Source organism: Vibrio lamellibrachiae (assembly GCF_050337265.1).
In the GTDB taxonomy this organism is placed as follows: Bacteria; Pseudomonadota; Gammaproteobacteria; order Enterobacterales; family Vibrionaceae; genus Vibrio; species Vibrio kyushuensis.
In genome coordinates, this window is the sequence record NZ_JAKJSU010000004.1 from 199,419 (window position 1) to 224,954 (window position 25,536).

17 protein-coding genes are annotated in these 25,536 nt (G+C 41.1%); 7 read left to right on the plus strand and 10 right to left on the minus strand.

Translation table 11 applies throughout. The features are described from left to right. Positions 1-25: 25 nt before the first annotated feature. The 7 genes from L4C54_RS01120 to L4C54_RS01150 all read right to left on the minus strand — a co-directional run bounded on the left by L4C54_RS01120 (position 26) and on the right by L4C54_RS01150 (position 12,183). The gene (locus tag L4C54_RS01120; protein WP_428806746.1) at positions 26-4,867 is read right to left on the minus strand and encodes an NAD-glutamate dehydrogenase; all 4,842 of its coding nucleotides are present in this window, start codon (positions 4,865-4,867) and stop codon (positions 26-28) included. 190 nt (positions 4,868-5,057) lie between these two features. Next, entirely contained in the window at positions 5,058-5,276 is a 219-nt protein-coding gene (locus tag L4C54_RS01125) for a DUF2835 domain-containing protein (RefSeq protein WP_428801975.1), read from the minus strand. Between the two features lie 72 nt (positions 5,277-5,348). Then, positions 5,349-7,955 carry an aminopeptidase N gene (gene pepN / locus L4C54_RS01130; RefSeq protein WP_428806747.1) on the minus strand — a complete coding sequence of 869 codons (2,607 nt, stop codon included), beginning with the start codon at positions 7,953-7,955 and terminating at the stop codon, positions 5,349-5,351. 210 nt (positions 7,956-8,165) lie between these two features. Beyond that, positions 8,166-8,828, minus strand: a complete 663-nt coding sequence (locus tag L4C54_RS01135) for a hypothetical protein (RefSeq protein ID WP_428802142.1) — start codon at positions 8,826-8,828, stop codon at positions 8,166-8,168. Positions 8,829-8,971: 143 nt separating this feature from the next. After that, entirely contained in the window at positions 8,972-10,966 is a 1,995-nt protein-coding gene (gene prc / locus L4C54_RS01140; RefSeq protein ID WP_428806748.1) for a carboxy terminal-processing peptidase, read from the minus strand. A 17-nt stretch (positions 10,967-10,983) separates the two neighbouring features. Beyond that, the gene (gene proQ, locus L4C54_RS01145) at positions 10,984-11,610 is read right to left on the minus strand and encodes an RNA chaperone ProQ (protein WP_428801972.1); all 627 of its coding nucleotides are present in this window, start codon (positions 11,608-11,610) and stop codon (positions 10,984-10,986) included. Between the two features lie 99 nt (positions 11,611-11,709). After that, positions 11,710-12,183, minus strand: a complete 474-nt coding sequence (locus L4C54_RS01150; protein WP_428806749.1) for a GAF domain-containing protein — start codon at positions 12,181-12,183, stop codon at positions 11,710-11,712. A gap of 83 nt (positions 12,184-12,266) precedes the next feature. Between L4C54_RS01150 and L4C54_RS01155 the strand changes: the two genes are divergently transcribed. From L4C54_RS01155 to rsmF, 4 genes are all read left to right on the plus strand, one after another. Further along, a complete protein-coding gene (locus L4C54_RS01155) occupies positions 12,267-14,063 on the plus strand; it encodes an ABC transporter ATP-binding protein (protein WP_428806750.1) in 1,797 nt (598 codons plus the stop codon). 105 nt (positions 14,064-14,168) lie between these two features. Then, on the plus strand, positions 14,169-15,419 hold the full coding sequence (locus L4C54_RS01160) for a PqiA/YebS family transporter subunit (protein ID WP_428801969.1): 1,251 nt from the start codon (positions 14,169-14,171) through the stop codon (positions 15,417-15,419). Then, on the plus strand, positions 15,412-18,042 hold the full coding sequence (locus tag L4C54_RS01165) for a PqiB family protein (RefSeq protein ID WP_428806751.1): 2,631 nt from the start codon (positions 15,412-15,414) through the stop codon (positions 18,040-18,042). The genes L4C54_RS01160 and L4C54_RS01165 overlap by 8 nt, the downstream gene beginning before the upstream one ends. A 99-nt stretch (positions 18,043-18,141) precedes the next feature. Then, positions 18,142-19,566: a 16S rRNA (cytosine(1407)-C(5))-methyltransferase RsmF gene (rsmF, locus tag L4C54_RS01170; protein ID WP_428806752.1), complete on the plus strand. Its 1,425-nt coding sequence runs from the start codon at positions 18,142-18,144 to the stop codon at positions 19,564-19,566. A 187-nt stretch (positions 19,567-19,753) separates the two neighbouring features. On the opposite strand, the gene L4C54_RS01175 is transcribed toward rsmF, so the two are convergent. Next, the gene (locus L4C54_RS01175; protein ID WP_428801966.1) at positions 19,754-20,620 is read right to left on the minus strand and encodes a CvfB family protein; all 867 of its coding nucleotides are present in this window, start codon (positions 20,618-20,620) and stop codon (positions 19,754-19,756) included. 101 nt (positions 20,621-20,721) lie between these two features. On the opposite strand from L4C54_RS01175, the gene L4C54_RS01180 reads away from it, so the two are divergent. Further along, positions 20,722-22,107 (plus strand): hypothetical protein, encoded by a 1,386-nt coding sequence (locus L4C54_RS01180; RefSeq protein WP_428806753.1) that lies wholly within the window; start codon positions 20,722-20,724, stop codon positions 22,105-22,107. On the opposite strand, the gene L4C54_RS01185 is transcribed toward L4C54_RS01180, so the two are convergent. Together L4C54_RS01185 and L4C54_RS01190 are read right to left on the minus strand one after the other, a co-directional pair. Continuing rightward, the gene (locus L4C54_RS01185) at positions 22,104-22,577 is read right to left on the minus strand and encodes a DUF4442 domain-containing protein (RefSeq protein WP_428801964.1); all 474 of its coding nucleotides are present in this window, start codon (positions 22,575-22,577) and stop codon (positions 22,104-22,106) included. The two genes, L4C54_RS01180 and L4C54_RS01185, sit on opposite strands and share 4 nt — an antisense overlap. 229 nt (positions 22,578-22,806) lie before the next feature. Continuing rightward, complete coding sequence (locus tag L4C54_RS01190; RefSeq protein ID WP_428806754.1) at positions 22,807-23,712, minus strand: putative PEP-binding protein; 906 nt, start codon at positions 23,710-23,712, stop codon at positions 22,807-22,809. Positions 23,713-23,910: 198 nt separating this feature from the next. On the opposite strand from L4C54_RS01190, the gene L4C54_RS01195 reads away from it, so the two are divergent. Continuing rightward, complete coding sequence (locus tag L4C54_RS01195) at positions 23,911-24,960, plus strand: 3-deoxy-7-phosphoheptulonate synthase (protein WP_428806755.1); 1,050 nt, start codon at positions 23,911-23,913, stop codon at positions 24,958-24,960. A gap of 22 nt (positions 24,961-24,982) precedes the next feature. After that, complete coding sequence (locus tag L4C54_RS01200) at positions 24,983-25,468, plus strand: YajQ family cyclic di-GMP-binding protein (protein ID WP_428801961.1); 486 nt, start codon at positions 24,983-24,985, stop codon at positions 25,466-25,468. Positions 25,469-25,536: the final 68 nt, after the last annotated feature.

A 25,536-nucleotide genomic window follows, 5' to 3' on the forward strand; every position in this document is an offset into this window, starting at 1 on the left:
CCCCGTATCGACGGGGCATTATTATTTACTCATTTGCTGCACAATTCAAATTTAATAGCATCAATTCTCTCAAAGCGACTGAAAATTTAGCAAATTCATGGACTGAACCGACTTTGAACTCATTTAAAATGTTTTCCCACCGGTGCAATGACACTTCATTACTTACTATCCATTCATCAAGTGCTTTGATGACATCGAGTTTATCTGGATCACAACTGCAACTCATAACCTGGCCGGTTAGTTGTCGTTGTTGCCAATCTAAATCTTCTCTAAACGCCGCTCGCGCTAATGCTTGCCAGTTATTGTCGACTGCTTGACCGTTAATCTGTTTCAAGAACCAATGAAGAGACAGTCTATCGCCTAAGTTGTAATACAATTTAGCTGTTTGTTCGATAGATTTGCCCTTTTCACGGGCTACTGTGGATATATCCAGTACTGAGTAAAGACTAGACAATCTTGATACATATTTTGCTAATTCTGCTGAGATACCGTTATCAATCCAACGTTGAGCCATCTCGGCATGCTCTTGCACTTCTTCACTCACCAACATCGTATCTAATTGATTAGTAATGGCATGAACGTCACATTGATACAGTTCAATCATCTGTTTAACGGATTGTTTTCCAGGACGGTTTCTTAAGATCCAGCGGGCCAATCGTCTGAGTGTTCGACGAACGTAGAACAAAACATCATATTGAGTTTTAGAGTCAGCCTTATTATCAAGAGCACGTGTTTTGAGTAATACGTCTCCTAGCCCATAGATCTCTCTTGCGGCGACATAAGCGTTCGCAATATCAACAATGGTTGATCCTGTTTCTTCTTGCAAACGGGTCACGAAGTTACAGCCCATTTCATTAACCATTTGATTCGCAAGCACTGTCGCTATAATTTCTGCTTTAAGTGGATGATTATCCATATATTGCGAGTAGTTACGGCGTAACTCCGTAGGGAAGTAAGTGATTAGGTTTTGCGCATGAAATTCATCTTTGGCAATGTCTTCATGTACAAGATCTTCTTTGAGCGTCATTTTGCCGTATGCAATAAGCACCGATAATTCTGGACGCGTTAATGCCTTACCCTGCTTTTCACGCTCTAGAAGAGTTTCATCATCAGGGATGTATTCAAGTGCACGATCCAAATGACCTGATTTCTCCATAGTATGGATAAATCGAATTTGTTCTTTAACTAACGAAACACCTTGATGCTCGGTAACTGAAATTGATTCCGCTTGGCAATACGCGTCATCAAGAACTATTTCGCCTACTTCCTCTTCCATTGACTCAAGGATTTTATTACGTTGCTTAACGGTTAGGTCGCCATGTGTAACCAGCCCGTTTAGGAAGATTTTGATATTAACTTCGTTATCGGAGCAATCAACACCACCTACGTTATCAACAAAGTCGGTATTAACTCGGCCACCAGACAATGCAAACTCAATACGACCGCGTTGGGTCATTCCAAGGTTGCCACCTTCGCCAATCACTTTAGCTTTAACGTCTTGTCCATCAACACGTAATACATCATTCGCACGGTCACCTACATCGGTATGTGTTTCGGCCGATGCTTTCACATAGGTTCCGATCCCACCATTCCAAAGTAGATCAACTTCCATGGAAAGGATCTTCTTAATTAACTCGTTTGGTGCCATAGATCCTTTCTTCGTACCAAGCATCTTTTGGATCTCTGGTGTTAAAGAGATAGATTTTGCTCGACGAGAGAAAATAGCCCCACCTTTCGAGATTAGTTTCTCGTTATAATCATCCCAACCAGAACGTGGAAGATTAAATAAGCGATTTCGTTCTTTCCAAGACTTAGCTGAGTCTGGATTTGGATCAATAAAGATATGTAAGTGGTTAAATGCCGCTTGAAGACGAATATGCTTAGAAAGCAGCATACCATTACCAAACACATCCCCCGCCATATCACCAACACCAATAACAGTGAAGTCAGTGGTTTGACAGTTAATGTTCATTTCTCGGAAGTGACGTTTAACCGACTCCCAACCACCTTTAGCGGTAATGCCCATTGCTTTGTGGTCATAACCATTTGAACCACCTGAAGCAAAAGCATCACCTAGCCAAAAATTATATTCTTCAGATACTGAGTTTGCTAAATCAGAGAATGTCGCTGTGCCTTTGTCGGCAGCAACCACCAAATACGGATCATCTTCATCATGACGAACAACATTTTTAGGTGGAATCACTTCACCGTCGATCACGTTATCTGACACATCTAATAACGCGCGGATGAAGCGTTTGTAACAACGTTGACCTTCTGCAAAAATCTCATCGCGGCCTGTGAAGTTGTGCTGGCGTTTACATACGAAACCACCTTTTGCACCCACAGGAACAATTACAGTATTTTTAACCTGTTGAGCTTTAACAAGGCCTAAAATTTCAGTTCGGAAATCTTCTTGTCTATCAGACCAACGTAGACCACCACGAGCAACCTTTCCGCCACGTAGGTGCACACCTTCAATGTCTGGTGCATAAACAAATATTTCAAACTCAGGCACTGGTTGAGGGATTTCTGGAATGTCACTTGGCTTCATTTTCAATGACAACCAAGGTTTAGACTGTTTATTTTCACCAAGCTGATAATAGTTAGTTCTCAGCGTTGCAGTGATCATCTCCATGTAACGACGAATGATTCGATCATCATCAAGGCTTTCAACATGATCCAACTGCTCGGTTAGTTTCTTAATTAGATCAGTTTGACCCTTTTGGCTACCCTTCGATTTTGGATCAAAACGCTTAACAAATAGATCAACTAACCCTTTAGCAATGTGAGGGTAATGGCTCAATGTATCTTCAATATATTGCTGACTGAACGGGAAACCAACTTGACGCATATAACGAGCATAAGCTCTTAATATTGAGATTTCACGACCAGATAATGATGCACCCAACACGAGTCGGTTAAACCCATCACTTTCTAGTTCTCCTTCCCAAATTGCAGCAAATGCTTGTTGAAAACGATCTCTTGCTTCACGAAGATCTACTGATTTGTCACTCTTGTGCAGCATTGAGAAGTCTAAGATCCAATACGTCTGTCCGTTAACCTTTCTGACTTCATAAGGTGATTCACCAATGACACGTAACCCTAAGTTTTCCAACATAGGCATAACATCAGATAGATGTATTGGTTCGTCTCGATGATACAGTTTTAACTTCACCGCTTTTGAATCAGCCGCTTCTTCTTGTGGGCGATAGAAAAGCATACCCAGCTTATTATCATCATTCAGTGCTTCGAGTCGCTCAATATCTGCAACCGCAGAACCTGGCATCATGTCTTCTTTATACGAACGTGGGAAAGCACGCATGTAATCTTTAGACATTGGCAAACCATTACTTTCGCCAAAGTTGGCCACAATGGCATCTGAAAGTCGGTCATCCCACGTAGACGACGCTTCCATCAAATTATGCTCTATCGTTTTAACGTCTACATCCATATTATTATTATCTACACGTACAATGTAATGGGTTCTAGCCAGCGGGCTTTCTGAAAAATAAGTGGTAAATTCCACTTCTTGTTCACAGCCAAAGTATTGTTGAAGAATACGTTGTGTTTGGCGTCTCAACTCAGTGTTATAACGATCTTTGGTTACATAAACCATGCAACTAAAGAAGCGTCCAAACGGGTCTTTACGTACAAATAATCGCAACATATCTCTATCTTGCATTTGTACGACACCCATACCGACTTCAAGTAACTCGTTATCTTTCGCCTGAAGTAATTCGTCGCGTGGGTAATTTTCTAAAATATTATGCAGTGCTTTGTATGAGTATGATCCATCACGGTAACCACTAAGATCTAATATGCGTTCTACTTTTTCTCTGATCAGAGGAATGCTTTCAACGCTTTGGTTATATACCGCAGATGTATAAAGGCCGGTAAATCGATGCTCTCCGATTACCTTACCTTTTTTATCGAATTTTTTGATACCAATGTAATCGGTATAGGCTGGGCGATGAATGCGGCATTGAGTATTGCCTTTGGTCACGATGAGTAAGAACTCTTTCATCGCTTCTAATCGTGCGGAGTCGGTAAAGTCTGATAGCTTCACAGATCTTACACGACTTTCTTCAGCAAAAAGACCAAGACCGGTTTCTTCCGTTGGCTTAAGAACAGTGTCACCATCTACATTAACAAGGTCATATTCTTTGTAGCCCATGAAGGTAAAGTTATGATCACCTAACCAACGCAAGAACTTGATCGTGTCTTCGTAACGATCATCTTTCTGTTCAATTGTCTCTTTTTGGCTAACGACCTGATTGGTCACTTGCTCTAGTTTTTCAACCATTAACAGCCAATCTTTTACAACATAACCCGCATCAATAACAATGCTGAGTAGCTCCTTTTTTAAAGAAGCCATTGTCTCTTTACTGCTGAGCCTATCAACCTCAATATGAAAAAGGGATTGGAACACCCCATCACCACTATTAATTCCGATAGTTTGCCCTTTATTATTACGTTCAATTTGAGTCGGCCCGTGAAGCATTAAGTGAGACGATAAATCCAAACGACTCAATGCCATTTTCACTGAATCAACAAGAAACGGACTATCCGGCACAACCATCTCTACGATGGTATGTGTAGACTGCCAACCTTGACGACTAACGACCGGGTTAAAAACACGTACAGAAATGTCTTCAGGTTTTTTCTCATTAATATGGTGCCATAAACTCACGACGGCACCATACAGGTCTGATTCATTTCGCTCCATCAAATCTTCTTTCGCAATATTGCTAAAAAGATGTTGTGCAAGTTGTGTCACTAAGGGTTGATGAGCAAGCTCTAGTTTGTCTTGAATTAGCTTATATACCTTTTCAAGAAGAACCGGCATTAAAGTTTCACGCGCGGTCATATTTACGCTCCACAATTAGAATTGTATTTTTATGTAGGGAATGCTGTAAGCATAGTGCTTAAAGCAGGTAATGCATGATTTTATTGTAAAAGTTTTATTAGCAAATAGTTAATGAAAGTTTTACGTGTAACAGGAGGAATGTTTGATAATGTGATAGGAGTACTGTTTAAACCGCTGTTAAATCAATTGTTCAGAGCATTTCTAACTTCAAAAACTTATTGTTGTGGTCAGTTGTCAGTCTAAAGCGACCTTTCACGCCAATTTGGCTTAAGAAAGCTCTAAATTTTACCGCTGGTAATTGCAGTCTTAACCCTGAATCTGTCACTACGTGTACGACACTTGCAGCGCCAGAATAGTGATCTAGAAAAGCTTGATAAGTAATATTTAAAGAGAAGTTATACTGTTTCACAATCAAAAGGCTCTACTCTGGAACGAAAAACAAGAGTCAAAGGTGGCTATCCACCACCTTTGACTTTCTATCTTAACACTCTAGTGCTTTGGTCACCTTTTCGTAAAGGTCTTTAGCGAGGTTATCTAATGATTTCAATGCTTCAAGTTCTTTTCTAATCAACGCTTGTCTCGCTTGATCGTACTTTTTATATTTCAGTAATGGATCAATCAAACGCGAGGCTACTTGTGGGTTACTGCTGTTTAAATCACGAATGATTTCTCCCGCGAATTTATAGCCTTTACCCGACTTGTCGTGAAACTGAACTGGGTTTCCATTTAAAAATGCGCCAATCAAACTACGTGTGCGATTCGGGTTTTTAATACTGAACGCTGAGTGATCCATTGTTTGTTTGATGACATCGAGAGCATTACTTGCAGGGTTAGTTCCTTGTAGCGCAAACCATTTATCCATGACCAAACCATCATGGCTCCACTTGTCACTGTAGTCAGCCATTAACATTTCACGACACTTTAGCTCTGCACCGTTTGCAGAGTTCATCGCTGCAATGGTATCTGTCATGTTATTTGAGTTTTTATACTGTGCTGTAACTAAGCTTTGTCCATTAGATGTATAGGATAAGTACGAAAGACAAATATTACAAAGTGCTCTTTGTCCGATCGCGCTGTGCTCTATTGTGTACTCTTTCTGAGCCATTACGTTGTACACCGCATTCAACTCATTTTCTAGTTCACGAGCCAGCGTTTTCTTAATTTGGCTAAGCACTTTTGCTATTGCATCTACGTCAACTTCTTCGTACCAACCCGACACTTCATTGTGACTTGGTAGTGCTAACATTTCTGCAATGAACGCAGGCTCTAATTTATTACTTAACAACACACCGCGAAACGCATCTACAACTTGAGCATCTACAACAACATCTTTGCCTTTTTGAATATTGGCAACATTACTCTTGATGTACTTCGCAAGTAACATCTGCCCTGCATCCCAACGTGCAAATTCGTTACGTGCGTTACTCATTAAGAAAATAAGTTCTTGGTCTGAATAGTCATACTCCAGAATTACTGGTGCGGAAAACTCTCGCAACAAAGAAGGTATCGGATTTTCTTCTACGTTTTCAAAAATAAATGTTTGCACGTCTTGAGTCACGTTCAATACATTCGATACTTTTGATCCGTTACACTGTAGCGGAATTGCGTCACCTACCGCATTGTACAGTTCAATATCGAACGGAATATGCAATGGTTTTTTATCTGCCTGATCGAGTGTCGCGTTAGTCGATTGTTTTATTGTTAACGAATAGATTTTACCTTGGCTGTCGTAGTCACTGGTCACAACAACTTTCGGTGTGCCTGATTGGCTATACCATAAGCGGAACTGTTTAAGATCGATGCCCGATGCATCTTCCATAGCGGAGATAAAATCTTCGCAAGTAGCCGCCGTTCCATCATGACGTTCAAAATAGAGAGCGATGCCCTTTTGGAATGCTTGCTCGCCAAGTAACGTATGCATCATTCGAATGACTTCGCTTCCTTTCTCATACACAGTCAGTGTATAGAAGTTATTCATTTCGATGACTTTATCTGGTCGAATTGGGTGGGACATTGGGCTTGCGTCTTCGGCAAATTGTGGACCACGAATAATACGAACGTTATTGATTCTATTAACCGCTCTAGATCCTAGATCAGAAGAGAATTCCTGATCTCTAAACACAGTTAAACCTTCTTTTAGGCTTAGCTGGAACCAATCACGACAAGTGACTCGGTTACCCGTCCAGTTATGAAAATACTCATGGCCAATGACGGCTTCGATTCCCAGATAGTCTGTATCTGTCGCAGTTTGATCATTAGCGAGAACATATTTTGAGTTAAATACATTCAAGCCTTTGTTTTCCATTGCACCCATATTGAAAAAGTCGACGGCTACAATCATGTAAATATCTAAATCGTATTCGAGGTTAAAGCGATTTTCATCCCACTTCATCGAGTTAACGAGCGAGACCATCGCATGGTTGGCTCTGTCTAAGTTACCTTTATCAACGAAAATTTCTAGTTCAACATTTCGTCCTGATTTGGTGACGTATTTATCACGAAGAACATCAAAGTCACCAGCAACTAAAGCGAATAAGTAAGCAGGTTTTGGATGTGGGTCTTGCCATTTGACCCAATGACGATTGTTCGTTGCTTCACCTTCTTCAATACGGTTACCGTTACTTAATAAAAATGGATTTTGTTTCTTGTCGGCAATAACTGTCGTAGTAAATCTAGCCAGTACATCGGGCCTATCAAGGTAGTAAGTAATACGGCGGAAACCTTCGGCTTCACACTGTGTGCAAAATGCACCACCCGATTTGTATAAACCTTCTAGAGCTGTGTTTTCTTCAGGGTTCAACTGAGTAACAATGGTCAGCTGACAGTCACCAGGCATTGAATTAATCGTTAAGCCCGTTTCACTTAGCTCATAATCACTCCAAGCTTTGCCATCTATTTGAACTTCTTTTAATACAAGCCCTTCTCCGTCTAGCTGTAAACTTGTGCTATCCGATAGCTGTTTGATCGAAGTAGAAGCAGTGACCAATGTTTCTTTATCAAACAAATCAAAAGTTAAGTCGAGATCGGTAATTGTAAATGAAGGTGCTTGATAATCTTTGCGGTATTTGGCTTGGGGAGTATGTGCCATTGTCTTTGTCCTTGTGACTGAAAACATATGCTCTATTTCTACGATGTGTGAGCAACAGTTACAACCCCTAAACAAAAAAAACGAGGTATTTTATGTAAATACCTCGTTTAGGTGCTGAATAATACATCGGCCTTGTTAGATAACGCTAGTTAATAGCAGTGGTACGACATACTTGCCTAGTATATGGGTTAGTGACTGTTGTATGTTATTTCATCGTATTCTATTTAATACGGCGTACATTCCACCTTCTTCAGCCTCAAGTGTTAATCGATCATGATTCAGTGTATACCGCGTATCATGTTCGCCTTTCTCATAGAGCAATACAAGATGATCACCTTCCGTGTAATAAACTCCTTTATGGACCGTTTCCATTCCTTCTTGATTACTCACTCTAAATAGAAATACAAAGTCAGGCTGTAAAATAAGGTCCATTTGGCTAACATTACTTGCAAGGAGATCATCACCTGCTAGTTGCTCACTTGACCACATACCAGCCAATGCATTGGGCAGAGCTTTAGTAAACATCACACCATTCATATTAAGAAGATTGTGGTTACCCGAGTAGTTATAAACTTGAGGCTCTGATGTGTTTAACCCAAGAATAATAGTGTCTTCATTGGCGGCATAAAGCCCTTCCCAATGGTCCACACTGTAGTCTTTCTTTTGTATGTCGATCTGAAAAGAGTAGTTGGAGTTAAGTGATAATTTGATCGCCATGAAGTTATCACTTGAGTTTTCAGGATCTGGATTGACCAAGTACCAATCACCTAACAAAAAAGGCAAATCAAACTGAGTTAAGTCACCGTCTTTATTAGAATTCTCACTAAATACTGAAAAACTAACACACGCTAAAAATATTGTTATCCATTTCATCATATGCTCCTCACTTTTATTAAAGCTTAGGCACGCATCACAAATAACGCCATTATTTTGATATGGATCACATTATTTTATCCATAAAAAAAGCGAGCAACTAGTGCTCGCTTTTGGTTTAAATTGACTTTTAAAGTGGCAATCTAACGAATCATATCAACCATAATAGCGACAGATTCATCAAGATAAGCATCAGGTGCTTCATAATCTTTAGGAATGTCGTCTAGCGTTTCAAAAAGCTCTTCACCGTGTACTTTTTGACGCTGATTAACACGAGCAAGTCGCAAATCGTCAGCTCTATCACTCTCTTCTTGTCTCGCCTTTTCACTCAGTGAAATGGTGTTGTCATCTTTATCTGCCAGATATTTTTCAATATCTTCAGCAATAAACTGAAACTCCATGTCTTTAGCGATACGAACATCATGCAGTGCTGTCAGTTTACCGATCTTAGCTGCATTATCTTTAAGGATATCGTACTTAACTCGATCAATACGGTCCCAAGGCAAAGCATTATCTTCTACACTCTCACCGGTTTCCGCAGGATCAATTGCGGTTGGATAAGAGATGTCAGGAATGACGCCTTTGTTTTGAGTGCTACCACCATTAATTCGATAGAACTTTTGAATGGTGTATTGTACGTAACCTAACTCTTTTTCGAACAGATCATAAATATGATTCAAAGAGCGGTGCTGCTGTACTGTACCCTTACCAAAAGAGTTTTCGCCAAGAATGATTGCTCGACCATAATCTTGCAATGCTGCCGCAAAAATTTCAGAAGCTGATGCACTGTATCGGTTCACTAATACTGTTAGCGGGCCTTCATAGCTAATTTTACCGTCAGTATCACTGTTTACATTGACACGTCCATAGCTATCACGAACTTGAACGACAGGACCACTTTCAATAAACAACCCAGATAACGCTGTTGCTTCTGTTAACGCACCGCCACCGTTGTTACGTAAATCAACAATGATTCCGTCAACACCGTCAGCAACCAGTTCAACAATTAACTTATCAGTATCTTTAGCAAGACCGACATAAAAGCTCGGGACTTCTAGAACACCAATTTTCTTTCCATCTCGTTCAATAACTTCAGATTTTACCGCTCTATCTTCCAAGCGAATCTTATCTCGAACAATTGTTACAACGTGACTTTTGGCGTCTTTACCGTCTGGTAATATTTGTAAATTAACCTTAGTTCCTTTCGGCCCTTTAATTAACTGAACAACATCATCCAAACGCCAACCAATAACATCAACGACCTCTTCACCGTCTTGGCCAACACCAACAATTCGGTCACCTTCACCTAATTGTTTACTGCTAGAAGCAGGACCACCAGCAACCAATGAACGAATAACCGTATAATCATCCGTCATTTGCAGTACAGCACCGATGCCTTCCAATGAAAGATTCATTTCTGACTGGAACTGCTCGGCATTACGAGGCGAGAGATAACTTGTATGAGGATCCACTTCACGAGCGAAGGCATTCATATATAACTGAAATGCGTCTTCGTTATTGGTCTGACTTAAGCGTTTTATCGCATTGTTATAACGCTTACCTAAAACTTCTTTAATTTCAGGCCACTCTTTATCCGTCATTTTCAGATTAAGCGCATCGTATTTAACACGCTTACGCCAAAGCTCTTTAACTTCTGCCATGTCGGCAGGCCAAGCCGCTTCAGAGCGATCCAATTCGATAGACTCATCGACATCGAATTTCATTTCAGTTTCAAGAAGTGTTAGCGCATATTCAAATAGTTCGTAGCGCTTTTTCATCGATAGATTATAGACATCAAATGCTATCTGATTTTTACCAGCTTTAAGCTGCTCATCGAGACCGACAGACCATTGTGTGAAAGAGTCGATATCTGCTTGGGTAAAAATGTTTCGATTGTAGTCGAGCATTTCAACATAACGAGCAAATATAGCTTGAGAAAACTGATCGTCTAAAGTGAAGTGATTGTAATGAGAACGAGTAAAGCGTGATGTAACGCGCTTGCTAGCGGTTTCATGCTGAACTTCAGGAGCGAGAACGGGTAAGTCCTCTTTGCTTAATTTGGCTTCAAGAGCCTGAGCTGATGACACTGCTAGCCATAGGCCAGCAGCGATCAGAGTCAATTTTGAACGGCATTTCATGCGTAGGAGTATCTCCTTTATGCGCGCAAGTGCTCCGCTTTCACAACCATTTGCAGGCCGTTTGCTAGTTGAACTCGCACATCTTCCTTATTAATTTCAACAATGGTCGCTGCCATGTTTCCTTTGCCCATATTAACGTTTACATCATTGCCAACTTTCATATCATCGGCAGTTACAGCACGCGTTTCTACTGGCTTTTGTTCTGTTTTTTGTGCTTTAGGTGCTGGACGACGAGCCTGTGGCTTCTTAGCTTTTGGCTTAGCCGCTTTACCTTCTTCACGCGCTTTCTGCGCTTGTTCTTTACGACGAGCTTGAACTCGTGCCTTACTCTCTGCTAATGCAGTTTTAGCGTGTTCTACGTGCTCTTCTTCAAGTTCACCACATGCGTTGCCGTCTAGGTCAACACGTGATGCACCTGTTTTAGCACCGTGTAGGTAGCGCCATGAAGATGTGTACTGTCTTAGTGCTGCGCGAAGCTGAGTCTTACTTACTTTTTCATCTTCGTTCAAGCGTTCTGCAAGATCTTGAAAAATACCAATTTTCAAAGGTTTTGCTTCACCTTCTAAAGTAAAGCACTTAGGGAAACATTCAGCAATATATGCGATAACTTCTTTGCTGTTTTTTAACTTTTCAGTATTTTCCATTTAGGATTCCTGGTTATTGCGGCCTATCCGCAAGCGATAAAGTAAATATGGGTGGTATTATAGTGACCTAGAAACGAAAAACCACTCCAGATAGATAATTTATGCCTTGTTAGCCTGCGAATTGAGCAGCTTTTCTACTTCTAGCATTAAAAATGTTAATCCCTCCTCATCAATTTCATTAAAACGACCAATAGTTGGGCTATCTATATCTAATACCCCTACTATTTTTCCGCCTATTGAGAATGGTATAACTAATTCAGCGTTGCTTGCGGCATCACAAGCAATATGTCCTTCAAATTGATGAACATCGTAAATACGTTGGACCGTATTGCTAGCAGCTGCCGTTCCACAAACGCCACGACCTACAGGAATTCGAACGCAAGCAGGATTACCTTGGAATGGCCCTAATACCAGTTCCTCTTCTTTTAACAGGTAGAATCCGACCCAATTTAAATCAACCAGTTCCATATTTAACAATGCACTTAAATTCGCTAAATTGGCGACGAGGTCTGATTCTGACTCTAAAAGTGCGACCGCTTGCTTGGTTAGTCGGTGGTAATGTTCTATTTTCATTAATGGTTCCAATTGAAAATCTAAATTTAATCTCAACAAAATCTGCTGAATTTTCAATACTGAAATAGGGATATTTCGACTCTATGACAACATCAAACGATACTATTAGCCGCTCTTGGTTATTAATTCAAGTAAAAAAGCACAAGTCCTTGCTCATCTTTGCAAATTCAATAGCTGTTGTCGCAGCACTCATCAGTGTGCCCATTCCTCTACTTATGCCCTTGATGGTCGACGAAGTATTGCTTAACCAGCCGGGTTCAGGCTTGGCTATAATGAACCACCTACTGCCTAATGAACTTCAAACCCCAACTGGCTATATTGTCTTGACCTTACTAGCAGTCATATTGATGCGTACATTAAGTCAGGCGCTAAATATCTTACAAAGTCGTCAATTTACCTTGGTATCAAAAACAATTACTTACAATATTCGTACTATGATGATTGATAAGCTTGGCCGCATCAGTATCAAACAGTACGAAACGAAAGGAAGTGGTGGCATTAACGCCCACTTAGTCACTGACATAGAGACCATTGACAAATTCATCGGCGGAACGTTAAGTAAGTTCATCATAAGCCTATTAACGGTTCTAGGCACAGCCATGGTTTTGCTTTGGCTCGAATGGCGGCTAGGGCTGTTTATCCTCTTAGTGAACCCCATTGTTATCTACTTTTCTCGAAAATTAGGAAACACAGTAAAACACTTGAAAAAGTACGAGAACCAATCCTTCGAACGGTTTCAAAACAGGCTGATCGAAACACTTGATGGTATCTATCAACTAAGAGCGGCCAATAAAGAGAAGCTTTTCCTTGAGCAGCTGAAAAAAGACGCTGATCAGATCCGTGTCGACGCCGACAAGTACGCTTGGCAGTCAGAGGCCGCAGGCCGCTTCTCATTTCTTCTATTTTTATTAGGGTTTGAGCTTTTTAGAGCAATGGCAATGCTTATGGTTCTATTTAGCGACCTAACGATTGGCCAAATATTCGCGGTCTTTGCTTACCTTTGGTTTATGCTTGGCCCAGTTCAAGAACTGCTCAGTATCCAATTTTCTTGGTATAGTGCCAAGGCTGCACTTTCCCGTATCAACGTGTTATTGGCAATAGAAGAAGAGCATCGACCAGTAAGCAAAATTAACCCTTTCACCGATGAGCAAGAAGTTGACGTCACAATTAGTAACATTAATTTCTCTTATAATGATGAAAATCAAGTGCTTAATAACTTATCACTCACTATACCAGCTGGAAAAAAAGTAGCGCTTGTTGGCGCTAGCGGTGGTGGTAAATCGACGTTAATTCAATTACTTATAGGTGCGTACCAACCTAGCTCTGGGTTAATTCGGTTTAACGGTGCTCCAGCAACTGATATCAGTTATGAGATAATTCGAGATCAAATTGCCGTGGTTTTACAACAACCTATACTCTTTAACGACACGTTGAGGCATAATCTCACGCTTGGTAGTGATATTGACGACTTGTCACTATGGAGAGCTCTTGAAGTTGCGCAGATGCAAGACGTCATCAAGACACTGAATCACGGACTAGATACTCAAGTTGGTCGAAACGGGATCAGGCTTTCCGGCGGACAACGCCAAAGGTTGGCTATTGCGAGAATGATCTTAAGCAACCCAAAATTCGTCATATTAGATGAGGCAACGTCAGCACTGGATACGGCAACTGAAGCTGCACTGCATAAAGCGTTAAATGAGTTCTTAAATGGACGTACAACCTTAATTGTTGCTCATAGACTCTCTGCGGTTAGACAAGCTGACCTAATCTACGTTTTAGAAGACGGTCAAGTGAGCCAAACAGGCACTCATGGTGAATTACTGTTGCAACAAGGTTTGTACCAGACTCTGTATGGGCCGGTACAATCCCATGCCTAACGTGACAGTGTCACCTATGCGTTGTTGTCTTAATTACTTCAAACGACTCGTGTTGTTTAGAACTTAATTTTTTAATCTTGTTTAGAACTTATTTTTATAGGAGTAATGGTGGGATCGCTGACTAAACACTCTTCCAATCCGGTAGGCGTACGTCTCTGTCAAGGCTGTGAATTGCCAGTTGACGTCGTAGCCGTAAAACAAGGAAGCTCAGCATATTGCCCAAGATGCGGTACTCAACTGTACCGTGGTGGTACTCCGTCACTTTCAGGTAACTTGGCAATCGCTCTCACCTGCCTTGTGCTGTTTATCCCATCACACTTTTTCGACTTTATTAGTATCCGTTTAGTTGGGGTATTAATTCCAGCGACCCTACCTTCAGGAACGCTCATTTTAATCGATGAAGGTTATATCGGCTTAGCACTTCTTATTCTATTTTGTAGCTCATTAGCACCATTAACGGTGTGTCTTTCTGTAGTCACGACCCATATCGCGTTGAAGATCCGCTCGTTTACACTGCTCCGCTATTCTCTCACGATAGTTCAAGGGCTAAAGCACTGGGTGATGATCGACGTTTTCCTCGTTAGTATCGCTGTATCGTGTTTTAAATTACAAGACTATTCAGATATCTACATAGGGCCTGGGTTATATGGCCTAGTACTTCTGCAGCTATTTACCGTTCTTCTAATTACAAGGGTCAGTGTTAGACGCTATTGGGAATCATGGCATCAAGAATCAGATTACCATTTTATGGAAAAAAACATTCACTGCCACAACTGCCACTTGTCTCAAGAAGAGGCTGAACTTTGCGTCCGCTGCCATCAACCACTTCACCACCGTACACCCTATTCTATCCAAAAAACATGGGCATTCTTAATAGCAGCAACCGTTGCTGTGTTCCCTGCTAATCTAATCCCTATCTCCATTTTATATACTAATGGACAACGCCAAGAAGACACCATCATGTCTGGTGTTATTGAACTGGTAAATAGCGATATGTACGGAATAGCCGCGATCCTATTTATTGCGAGTATCGTCGTTCCAATTGCAAAAATTATTGGCCTTACCTATCTATTGTTAGCCATTCACTTAAAGAGAAGCGTTTTCAATCGTCAAAGAATGATGGTGTATTACGCAGTCAAGTGGATCGGAAAGTGGTCAGTTCTCGATTTGTTCGTTATTTCCATCATGTTAACCTTGGTTGATAGAGGACAAATATTAAATTTCACCCCGGGATTCGGGGCCGTTGCTTTTGGCGTAGTTGTGGTTATGACCATGCTAGCTGCAGAAAGCTTAGATCCTAGATTGATATGGGATAACCTCCCTGAATCAAAGAAAAAAGAGTCAGATAATGAGTAATGGAGCAACACAACCGTCGTTTTCGCCCAATGTTAAACGCAACAAAGGTATCTCTCCCCTTTGGCTATTGCCTATTCTCACGTTCGTTCTGGCTGGTTGGCTTGTTGTAAAGTCGATTCAAGATGCAGGACAACGAATCGAGATATACTTCTCAGATGCTCAGGGACTTGTCGCAGGCCGTACGACTATTCGCTATCAGGGTCTTGAAGTCGGTATGGTTAGAGACATTAATCTTTCGGAAGACTTAGAAAGTATTTACGTCGACGCTGATATCTACCCTGAAGCCACCAAGCTTTTATCTAAAGAGACCAAATTTTGGTTAGTTAAACCAACAGCGAGTTTAACCGGTGTATCAGGCCTTGATGCTTTGGTCTCGGGTAACTATATCTCCATTTATCCAAGTGACACCTCAAAAGAGCTTGAAACAGAGTTTACGGCCCTTGATAGGCCCCCTTCTGATTTGCTCACCAGTAAAGGTCTGAATATTCGTTTAAAGGCTCGAGATCTCGGTGGCATCTCCATCGGTTCTCAAATCGTATATAAAAAGATCCCCATTGGCGAAGTCTACGATTATCAACTCGATGATGATTTGAAAAGCGTCATTATCAAAGCATCGATACAAGATGAATATAGACATATCATTACTGATGAAAGTCGATTCTGGAACGTCAGTGGTATCGGCGCCAACATTGGATTTGAAGGCGTTGATGTTCGTCTAGAGAGCTTTAGTGCTCTTTTATCCGGATCTATAGCTGTAGATTCACCCGGGGGTGGCGAAGCAATATCCAAGACTACCGAATACAGATTGTATAAAGACCTAAAAACAGCTGGTCGAGGTATTCCGATCAAAATCGTATTACCAGATGACAGCAATATCAGCTCAACAGGTGCACCTATCATGTACCGCGGTTTGGAGGTTGGTCAAATTACTAGTCTCCAACTTAGCGAGGGGCGTGAACAGATAATTGCATCCGCTGCGATTCAACCTGCCTTTAGTGATATGTTAACCGCTAAAAGCTCGTTCCTATTGGAAGAAGCGAAGGTATCTCTAACTGGCGTCGAGAACATTGGTAATCTAATCAAAGGGAATTATTTATCCATTATCCCGGAAGAAGGCGAACGTTCTAGACGCTTCACTGCTATTAGAAAAAATGAATTCAATAAAGACCAATCACGCTCTGTCGCGATTAACCTAATTGCTGACAATTCTTATGGACTAGATGTTGGAGCGGGTATTCTTTATAAAGGGATTAGTGTCGGCTCGATTACAAACGTTCAATTAATTGATGATAACGTTCATCTCAGTACATTAATCGACAATGACTATGCGCATTTAATCCGTTCTAAAAATCGCTTCTACGTAACAGGAAGTGCTTCAGCCGAACTTACAGAATCCGGCTTGAGCATCTCAGTTCCACCGGCGAAACAGCTATTAACCGGTTCAATCAGCTTTGTTAGTGAAGGAAATAAAAAGGCAAATCAAAGCTACCAACTCTACGCGAGCCAATCATTAGCGGAACTTGCCAAATATAACTTATCTGGCTCAAAAAGCATTTCTCTATTTGCTAAAGAGCTGCCAGCGATTTCAAAAGGAAGTCCTCTACTCTACCGAAACTTACAAGTCGGTAGCATTGCAGACTTCATGCTTGTCGATGGTGGTATCAAAATTAAAGCTACTATTGAAAACCAGTACAAACACTTGTTAACCGATCAAACTGTATTTTGGAATAGGTCTGGAGTCGAAATCGATGCGTCTCTAGCCGGAATCAGTGTAAAAGCAGCCCCTTTAAAAACGCTTATCCAAGGTGGTATCGCTTTTGATAACCTTGCAGGAGTTGAAAATAAAATCAGTGATAGCTGGAAGCTGTACTCAGACTTTAATCAAGCTCGTAAGTTCGGACACGTCATAACGCTGTTAACCAACGATAAGAATGTGGTCACTAAAGGGACATCTCTGAAATACAATGGTGTTAAAATTGGTGAAGTAACGCTCGTAACTCCCAACTTTTCCAATCAACAGGTTGAGTTGAAAGCGCGTGTCCTTCCTGAGTATTCACAACATATCGCACGGGATGGTAGCTACTTCTGGGTTTCCAAAGCGAAAATTGGTTTATCCGGTGTAGAAAACCTCGAAAGTATCTTAAGCCCTTCCATTTTGGTACAACCAGGGCACGGTGAAAAATCAAACCAGTTTACTCTACAACAAACTCCTAAAGATCAACCAGGAGTGACCTTCACTTTGCAAAGCGAAAATCGCGGTTCAGTGTCTGTTGGAACACCAATTCTTTACCGTGACATGCAAGTGGGTCAGGTCATTGATATTAAGTTAGGTGAATTCGCAGACCGAATCATCTCGACGCTTCGAATCGACAGCCAATACGCTCATCTTGTTCGTGCTAACAGCGTTTTTTGGAATACTTCGGGGTTAGATGTTTCAATCGGAATCACTGGTGCAAATATTAAGTCAGGGACACTTGATAGTATTTTGAAGGGTGGGATTACCTTTGCAACACCAGAAGGTAAGCAACTTCAGCCAATTGCAACGGAAGACCAATCTTTCTTCCTATACCCTAGCCCAGAAGATAAATGGACTAAATGGCGAACGCCTATCCCTAAGCCTTAGCGTTTATCCCAATAAAAAGCAGCGAATTCGCTGCTTTTTTTATTCTTCGGTATAGAATTTAGTTATAATCCGCCCAACTTCTATATCTGAGCTACTGCTGTGCATTCCAACATCCAACTACCTGAAGAGTTTTTAAGCGAAATTGAGGCTATTCTTCCATCCTCACTTAACATGCAGGACTTCATTGATGCATGTAAGCGTCCCTTACGCAAAAGCATTCGTGTCAACACCTTAAAAATTACAGTCACTGATTTTATCGAACGAGCCAAAGTCAAAGGGTGGGAATTGGAACCTGTTCCATGGTGCAAGGAAGGTTTTTGGATAACCGTCGATGAGTCTGTTGTTCCTCTTGGAAATACGGCTGAGCACATGTCTGGGCTTTTCTATATTCAAGAAGCTAGCTCAATGATGCCTGTCACCGCTCTTTTTGATGACGCTTCAGCCAATTATCAAAGTGTCCTTGATATGGCGGCAGCTCCTGGTTCAAAGACAACTCAAATAGCCGCCTTAATGAATAACAGTGGCATCTTAGTTGCCAACGAATATTCAGCGAGCCGAGTGAAAGTGTTGCACGCAAACATTGAGCGCTGTGGTATTAAAAACGCGGCTCTTAGTAATTTTGATGGCAAGGTATTTGGCGGGTGGCTACCAGCTCAGTTTGACGCTGTATTGATTGATGCTCCATGTTCTGGTGAAGGCACAATTCGCAAAGATGCTGATGCTATGAAGAACTGGAGCCTGTCTTCAGTAAAGAGTATTGCTGATACTCAAAAAGAACTCATCGAAAGTGCTTTTCATGCATTGAAACCAAATGGCGTACTAGTCTACTCAACGTGTACTTTGAGTACTTATGAGAACCAACAGGTTTGCCATCATTTAAAACAGACTTTTGGTGACTTAGTTGAATTTGAAGACTTAAGCGGCTTATTCCCTAATGCTTCACTAGCAACAACGTCAGAGGGCTTTTTACACATATTTCCACAAGTTTATGACTGTGAAGGCTTCTTTGTTGCTCGCATTCGTAAGACTGGAGAATCAACACCTCCAGAAGTTAAAAAGCGCATGGGTAAGTTCCCCTTCGAAAAAGCAGTGAATAAAGTTCAAGTGGACATAGGAAAGCAACTTAAAGAAACACTTGACATTGATCTTCCCAACGACAGCAGTGTTTGGCTAAGAGAGAAAGATGTTTGGTTATTTCCAAACGCTCTAGAGCCAATGATTGGACAGTTCCGTTTCTCTCGCATGGGTATAAAAATTGCTGAAACCCATAAAAAAGGTTATCGCTGGCAACATCAAGTGGCTACAACTCTTACACTAGGTCATGAAAAAAATTATGTAGTTCTTTCTATTGAGGAAGCTCGCGATTGGTTTATGGGTAGAGATGTTCGACCAGATATGACGCCGGGTAAAGGTGAAGTCATAGTTAAACTAGGTAACGATGTGATTGGATTAGGTAAATGGGTTGGCAATCGAGTTAAAAATGGCTTACCTCGAGAACTAGTCCGAGATAAAAATCTGTTTTAAACCGTAAAACGATAGTATGAAATTCTAGTGCCTACGCATATACCCAATATCTTGTACTATAATTTATAGTGAATTAAAGGTACGAAACAATTAGCGTAGGCTCCTATAGAGCCCTTCCCCTAGGCCCAGAACAGGATGTTTTGGGCCCTTTTTCGAAATTAGCTCTTCTTACCTACAGCCGCACTTTCTAATCCGCAGCCGATTGTTCAGATGCAGAAGAATCAGCCATACGGATCCCATCAGCTTCAATAACAATCTTTCCTTGCTTATACAAGCCACCGATAGTTTTTTTGAACGTGCCTTTACTCGTTCTAAATGTCGTAAAGATAGCATCAGGAGAAGACTTATCGTTTAGCGGCAAGAAGCCACCTTTCTTCTCTAGTAAATCAAGTACCTTAGTACTCAATTCATCCATCTTAGCAACACCAATCTTTTGCAAAGATAAATTCACTTTGCCATCATCTCTTACTGATTTGATGTAACCTTTAAGCTGCTTACCAATAAATAGTTTACCAAACACGTCCGACGGGAAAATCATGCCCCAGTGCTCACCATTTACGATCGCTTTATAGCCTAAATCACTACGTTCAGCGATGATCAAATTTACCTGTTCATTAACAGTGTATGCCGCAGGTGTCTTATCAAGTAGTTTATTGAATTTCGTTGTACCAACAATTCGACCAGACGCTTTATCTGAATAAACATAAACAAGAATTTTCGAGCCTTCACGCAGAGTGCCACGCTGTTCACTATATGGAACCAATAGATCTTTTGCTACTACACCCCAATTAACAAATGCACCAGTGCTATTAACACCAACCACATCCATTAGTCCCCACTCTCCTACTTGCGCAATAGGCTTTTCAGTGGTGGCGGCTAGTTGGTTCTCTGAATCAAAATACAAAAATACATCGATGAACTGGCCAATTTCTACACCTTCAGGCATATGTTTTTTCGGTAATAACGTCGAACCGAAGTCGCCAGCGTCCAAAAATACGCCGAAATCAGCCTTCCTTACTACTTCTAAGTTGTTCACTTGACCAACATTAATCATTTTATCTGTCTCTTTTTAAATTTACGGAGATTATAACTAAACTCTGTTATCCTTTCCCTAGTTCTATTCATTAATTTATAGATAAATTTCAGGAGCACTATTTGGTCACCGTCGATAAACATGACGCAATCACTCTCAAAATTTCTCACGCTATGGCTTTGACCAAAAAATCAGATTTAGATTTCTACTTATTTGTGCCTGGTGAGCTCGGTTTATCTCCTGAAGTTTTAAGCGAAAGTGCCTTTTACTATAGTTCTATTAATCAAAAAAGAACCTATTTTAGTGACAAAACACTACTGCCACTGGTACATAGTAGACTTGCCAAGCGTGGTCGACTCTCAACAACTCAATATCGTGTCAGTTTGAGTTTGTTCGCATATCAATATGTTATCGCACTCGATAAAGCCGTCGGTGAGCTTAACAAGCACAACACTGATGCTGTCAATGCTGATGACGTAGATGAAGTTATTGAACTTGCACTTGATATACTTAAGCGCCTTAGACGTGCTATCCCTTTTGAAGAGAGCTTAAAGCGCTACTACGCCAACATCGATAATTACTTATCTTGGTATACGGGTCAAAAGTTCATGTCTTTGGTGGCTCACATGCCACGAGATGGTGACTATAAGACGGTTAAAGAACGTCTTATCACTATTGTTGAAAAAGAAACGGCCCATAGAAAGCTCAATAATTACAACTCAAAGAAAGTCCGAGATGACGTAACGCGCATGAGTAATAAAATGCGCTTGCTACGTCGCTTAATTGAGCACCCAATCGTTCTAAAAGAAAAGGTCACCTCCTTAGGCAAAAATATGAAGCGCGCAGTCAAAGGAATTGCGACTGGGCTTGTGATGGTCTTCGTTACCATTATTGCCGTCGTAGCCCGTGACTATTGGGGAGAAATCACCGCTTCCTTTATCGTGGCTATGTCATTTGTCTATGCGCTGAGAGAAATATTTAAAGATGATTTAAGAGATGTTTTATGGCGAGTGATTCGAAAAGGGAAAGCAAAGTGGCGTCGGAAGTACATTGACCCAACGACAAATAAAGCCGTTGGACAAAAGGATGAATGGCTCGACTACACCGCAATGAGTAAGCTTCCTGATCGTATCTCATTAATTCGTAAAAAACGGGTTGTACAACGTGAAGAGCAGATTCTTCATTACCGCTCTGAAACCGAAATGTCGACTTCTCGATTCATGAGTGGTTACGAAGAGACTCGAGAAACATTGCAGTTAAGCATGCGTGGCCTGACTCGCTTGATGGATAAAGGCTCTAACAAACTCTACCAACTCAATAACGGGCAAGTAACCAAAGAGTCAGTAGAGAAAAGGCATCTACTTAACCTTATTGTTAGGGAAAATAACCATAATGACGAGGTCCGCTACTACCGCTGGAAGATCATTCTTAATCGAAGCAAGATTGTTGCAATCGAATCAATTGAACTCGAAAACAACAAGTCAGTTAAAGAGACGACAGAGAGCTAGACCCGCTTTAAAGACAAAGTAAGATAAAACACCGCCATCGGCTCATCCCCATGTAGGGTTGGGCTGGTCGCAGTGATCTTTACGGCTTGATTGACACGCTCGCCACTTGCAATTGTCTCATCTAACATTTGATCAATGAGCGCCCCATCCTCACAGTGAAAATGCACATCCGCTTCTGGTCGCTTCAAAAACTCCCCTTCTACAGACTTAAACGCTAGTGAGATTTTCTCTCCTCGAGCTTGAGCTTTACTCATTGCCATAAAGCCACCAGCGACATCTGCACCTAAACACAACACACCAAAATACATGCTGTTTAGATGATTCTTACTGCGTCGTTTTAACGGGATTTTCACTTCTACACGTGAACTGTCTAGTTGCACTATCTTGGGTCTGGATAGCCAAATAAAGGGAACTTTGAAAAATCCAAAGAATGCCAAGTACATGTTCGCTTTTTGAAGCTGGGATAACATAGTGATGTCCTTTCACAAAAGTCATCCGACCACTTAATCCAACTTAAAGCAAGTTGTCAACGTTCTCAGTCTTATAACGAGATAGCTTACCGATTTTGGCAAACAGTAAGGCAATAAAAAGCCTAGGTTCAATTAAACCTAGGCTTCTAGTTACAATGTCACATGTCTAAAAAACGGTCTTAAAAGTGTGGCATTTTTGGCATCTACGAAAAACCACTAGCCCGCATTACTAGCCTGTAATAATCACTTCGATACGATTTTGCTCTACAAGATAAGCGTGAAGCTTTTTGTGTGGCTGTATCGCGTGAGCAACCAGAACTAATGGTTTTTTAGCCGTTAATGTCGCTTTTGAAATTAACTCAATAAGATGAATAACAGCCTCATTTTCAGAGTCAAAGCTATGCTCTAACTTTTCAGCAGTTCTATCTATACCAAGTGTAAACTGGGTTAAGTTATCCAAGTTAACCACCGCACCATCAAAGTAATGCAGTAAACGATCAGCAAGTAGAACCGCAGAAGGCACGTCGACACTAAACAGTACTTTCAGACCGTTTAATCCTCTTGGCAGCCCCTGCTCCGCTAACTTATCTATAATAGTCGCTGCATCAGCGAGAGTCCGTACAAAAGGTACGACAATCTCTACATCAATGTCTTTTTCACGTAGCGATTTGATCACCTCACATTCTAGTGCAAAGGCAGACGCATACGAGCTTGATGCAAATCGAATAACACCACGTAACCCAAGCGCAGGGTTTTCTTCTTTCTCTTCAAGCGTGCCAGCAATAAGAGAGCTAAAGCCTCTACTATCACTATTACTTAAACAAATACGTACCGCTTTATGCTGTTCACTAATTGCACCTTCAATGTGCGTGCACATCGTTGATACAAAATGTTCTTTAACACTTTGGTTTGAAAGAATTGAAGTCAAAGAAGCTTGTTCAATATCAAGCAGATCATTGTTGTTATCAACCAGTGAAGGGTGATAGAACACCTTATCCATGATCAGATCAGCGATAGAAACATAAATATGATTACCGCTACTTTGCTGCTCTTCAGTACTTCGTTCTTGAGAAAGTGGAAATGCATCCCCCAGTTCAAAATCGCTCACTAAACTGTTGTTATTTGGAAGACTCATTACTGCTCCATGTCTATTTGCCGGCTATTTTTATCGAAAATACCGACTGAGTACTGGAAACACAAGCAAAATTATCATTCTGTAAAGCCATGGGGAAGCTATATAGTCATATGTCGGAAAGAATCGAGCTAAACAGTTTATTCCTAGCCCCATTTCCGTTATCTTTACGGCTTCGAAATAAAAGGTACAGGCAATCGCATGCCATTAAAAACAGATGAATTAAGAACCCAACCTTTGGGTCCTATGCCGACTCCGGCAGAGCTTGGAAGCGCTCATCCTATTACTGAAGACGTTGCGAGCAAAATTGCTCATTCTCGTCGCCAGATTGAAAACATTTTAACAGGTCAAGACGAACGCCTTTTGGTCATCGTTGGGCCGTGTTCAGTACATGACACTGAAGCAGCACTAGACTATGCAGCGAAACTGGCTGAAGTTCAGCAACAATACAGTGATGAACTGTTTATTGTTATGCGTACTTATTTTGAGAAGCCAAGAACCGTTGTTGGTTGGAAAGGCTTGATTACCGACCCTAATCTTGATGGCTCTTACGCGCTTGAAACTGGTCTAAATAAAGCTCGTAAGCTACTTCTCGATATCAACAAGCTTGGTCTTGCAACAGCGACTGAATTCCTCGATATGATTACAGGTCAATACATTGCTGACCTTATTTCATGGGGCGCAATTGGTGCTCGCACTACAGAATCTCAAATACATAGAGAAATGGCTTCGGCCCTATCTTGTCCTGTAGGCTTCAAAAACGGTACCAATGGTAATGTTAAGATTGCCATTGATGCGATACGTGCATCAAGTGCATCTCACTACTTCTACTCGCCAGATAAAAATGGGCGTATGACTGTGTACCGTACAAGTGGTAACCCATTTGGTCACATTATCTTACGAGGTGGTGACAAAGGTCCAAACTTCGATGCTCAATCAGTCGAAGAAGCATGTAGCCAGCTTAGTAACGTTGATCTTGCTCCACGGTTAGTCGTTGATTTTAGTCACGCTAACTGTGAAAAACAGCACCGTAAGCAATTGGACGTAGCAAAAGATATTTGCCAACAAATCCAATCTGGTCAAAATCGCATTGCTGGAATCATGGCAGAGAGCTTCATTGTTGAAGGCAATCAGCCAATGACTGACCTTAACAACCTAACTTACGGCCAATCGATAACCGATCCTTGCCTAAGCTGGGATGATACTAAGACTATGCTTGATATGCTCGCTACTGCGGTTAAAGCACGTTAAAACCTAACACAAGGACAGAAACATGCCTTCATTTGATATTATTTCAGAAATCGATACTGTTGAGCTTAGAAACGCTGTTGATAATGCTTCTAGAGAACTCACTACTCGTTTTGATTTCCGAAACGTTACCGCTAGCTTTGAGCTTCTAAAAGATGAGAACGTAAAACTCTCTACTGAAAGTGATTTTCAGCTAAAGCAAATGCGCGATATCTTACGCTCACAGCTAACAAAGCGTGGAATTGACCCTGCGTCGATGGAATCTTTAACAGCAGAGCAAACTGGTAAAAGCTGGCATCAGAATGTCTCTTTTAAGCAAGGTATTGATACACCTGTTGCGAAGAAAATTGTTAAAGCTGTGAAAGATTCAAAAATCAAAGTTCAAGTTTCTATTCAAGGTGAGAAAGTTCGTGTTAACGGTAAAAAACGCGATGACCTTCAAGCAGCGATGGCTTTGGTAAAAAATGGCGAGCTTGGCCAGCCTTTTCAGTTTGATAACTTTAGAGACTAGTATCGTCTTATCTTAATCGTCTCAAATAAAAAGCCGCTAGCTTGGTGATTCCAAACAATAGCGGCTTT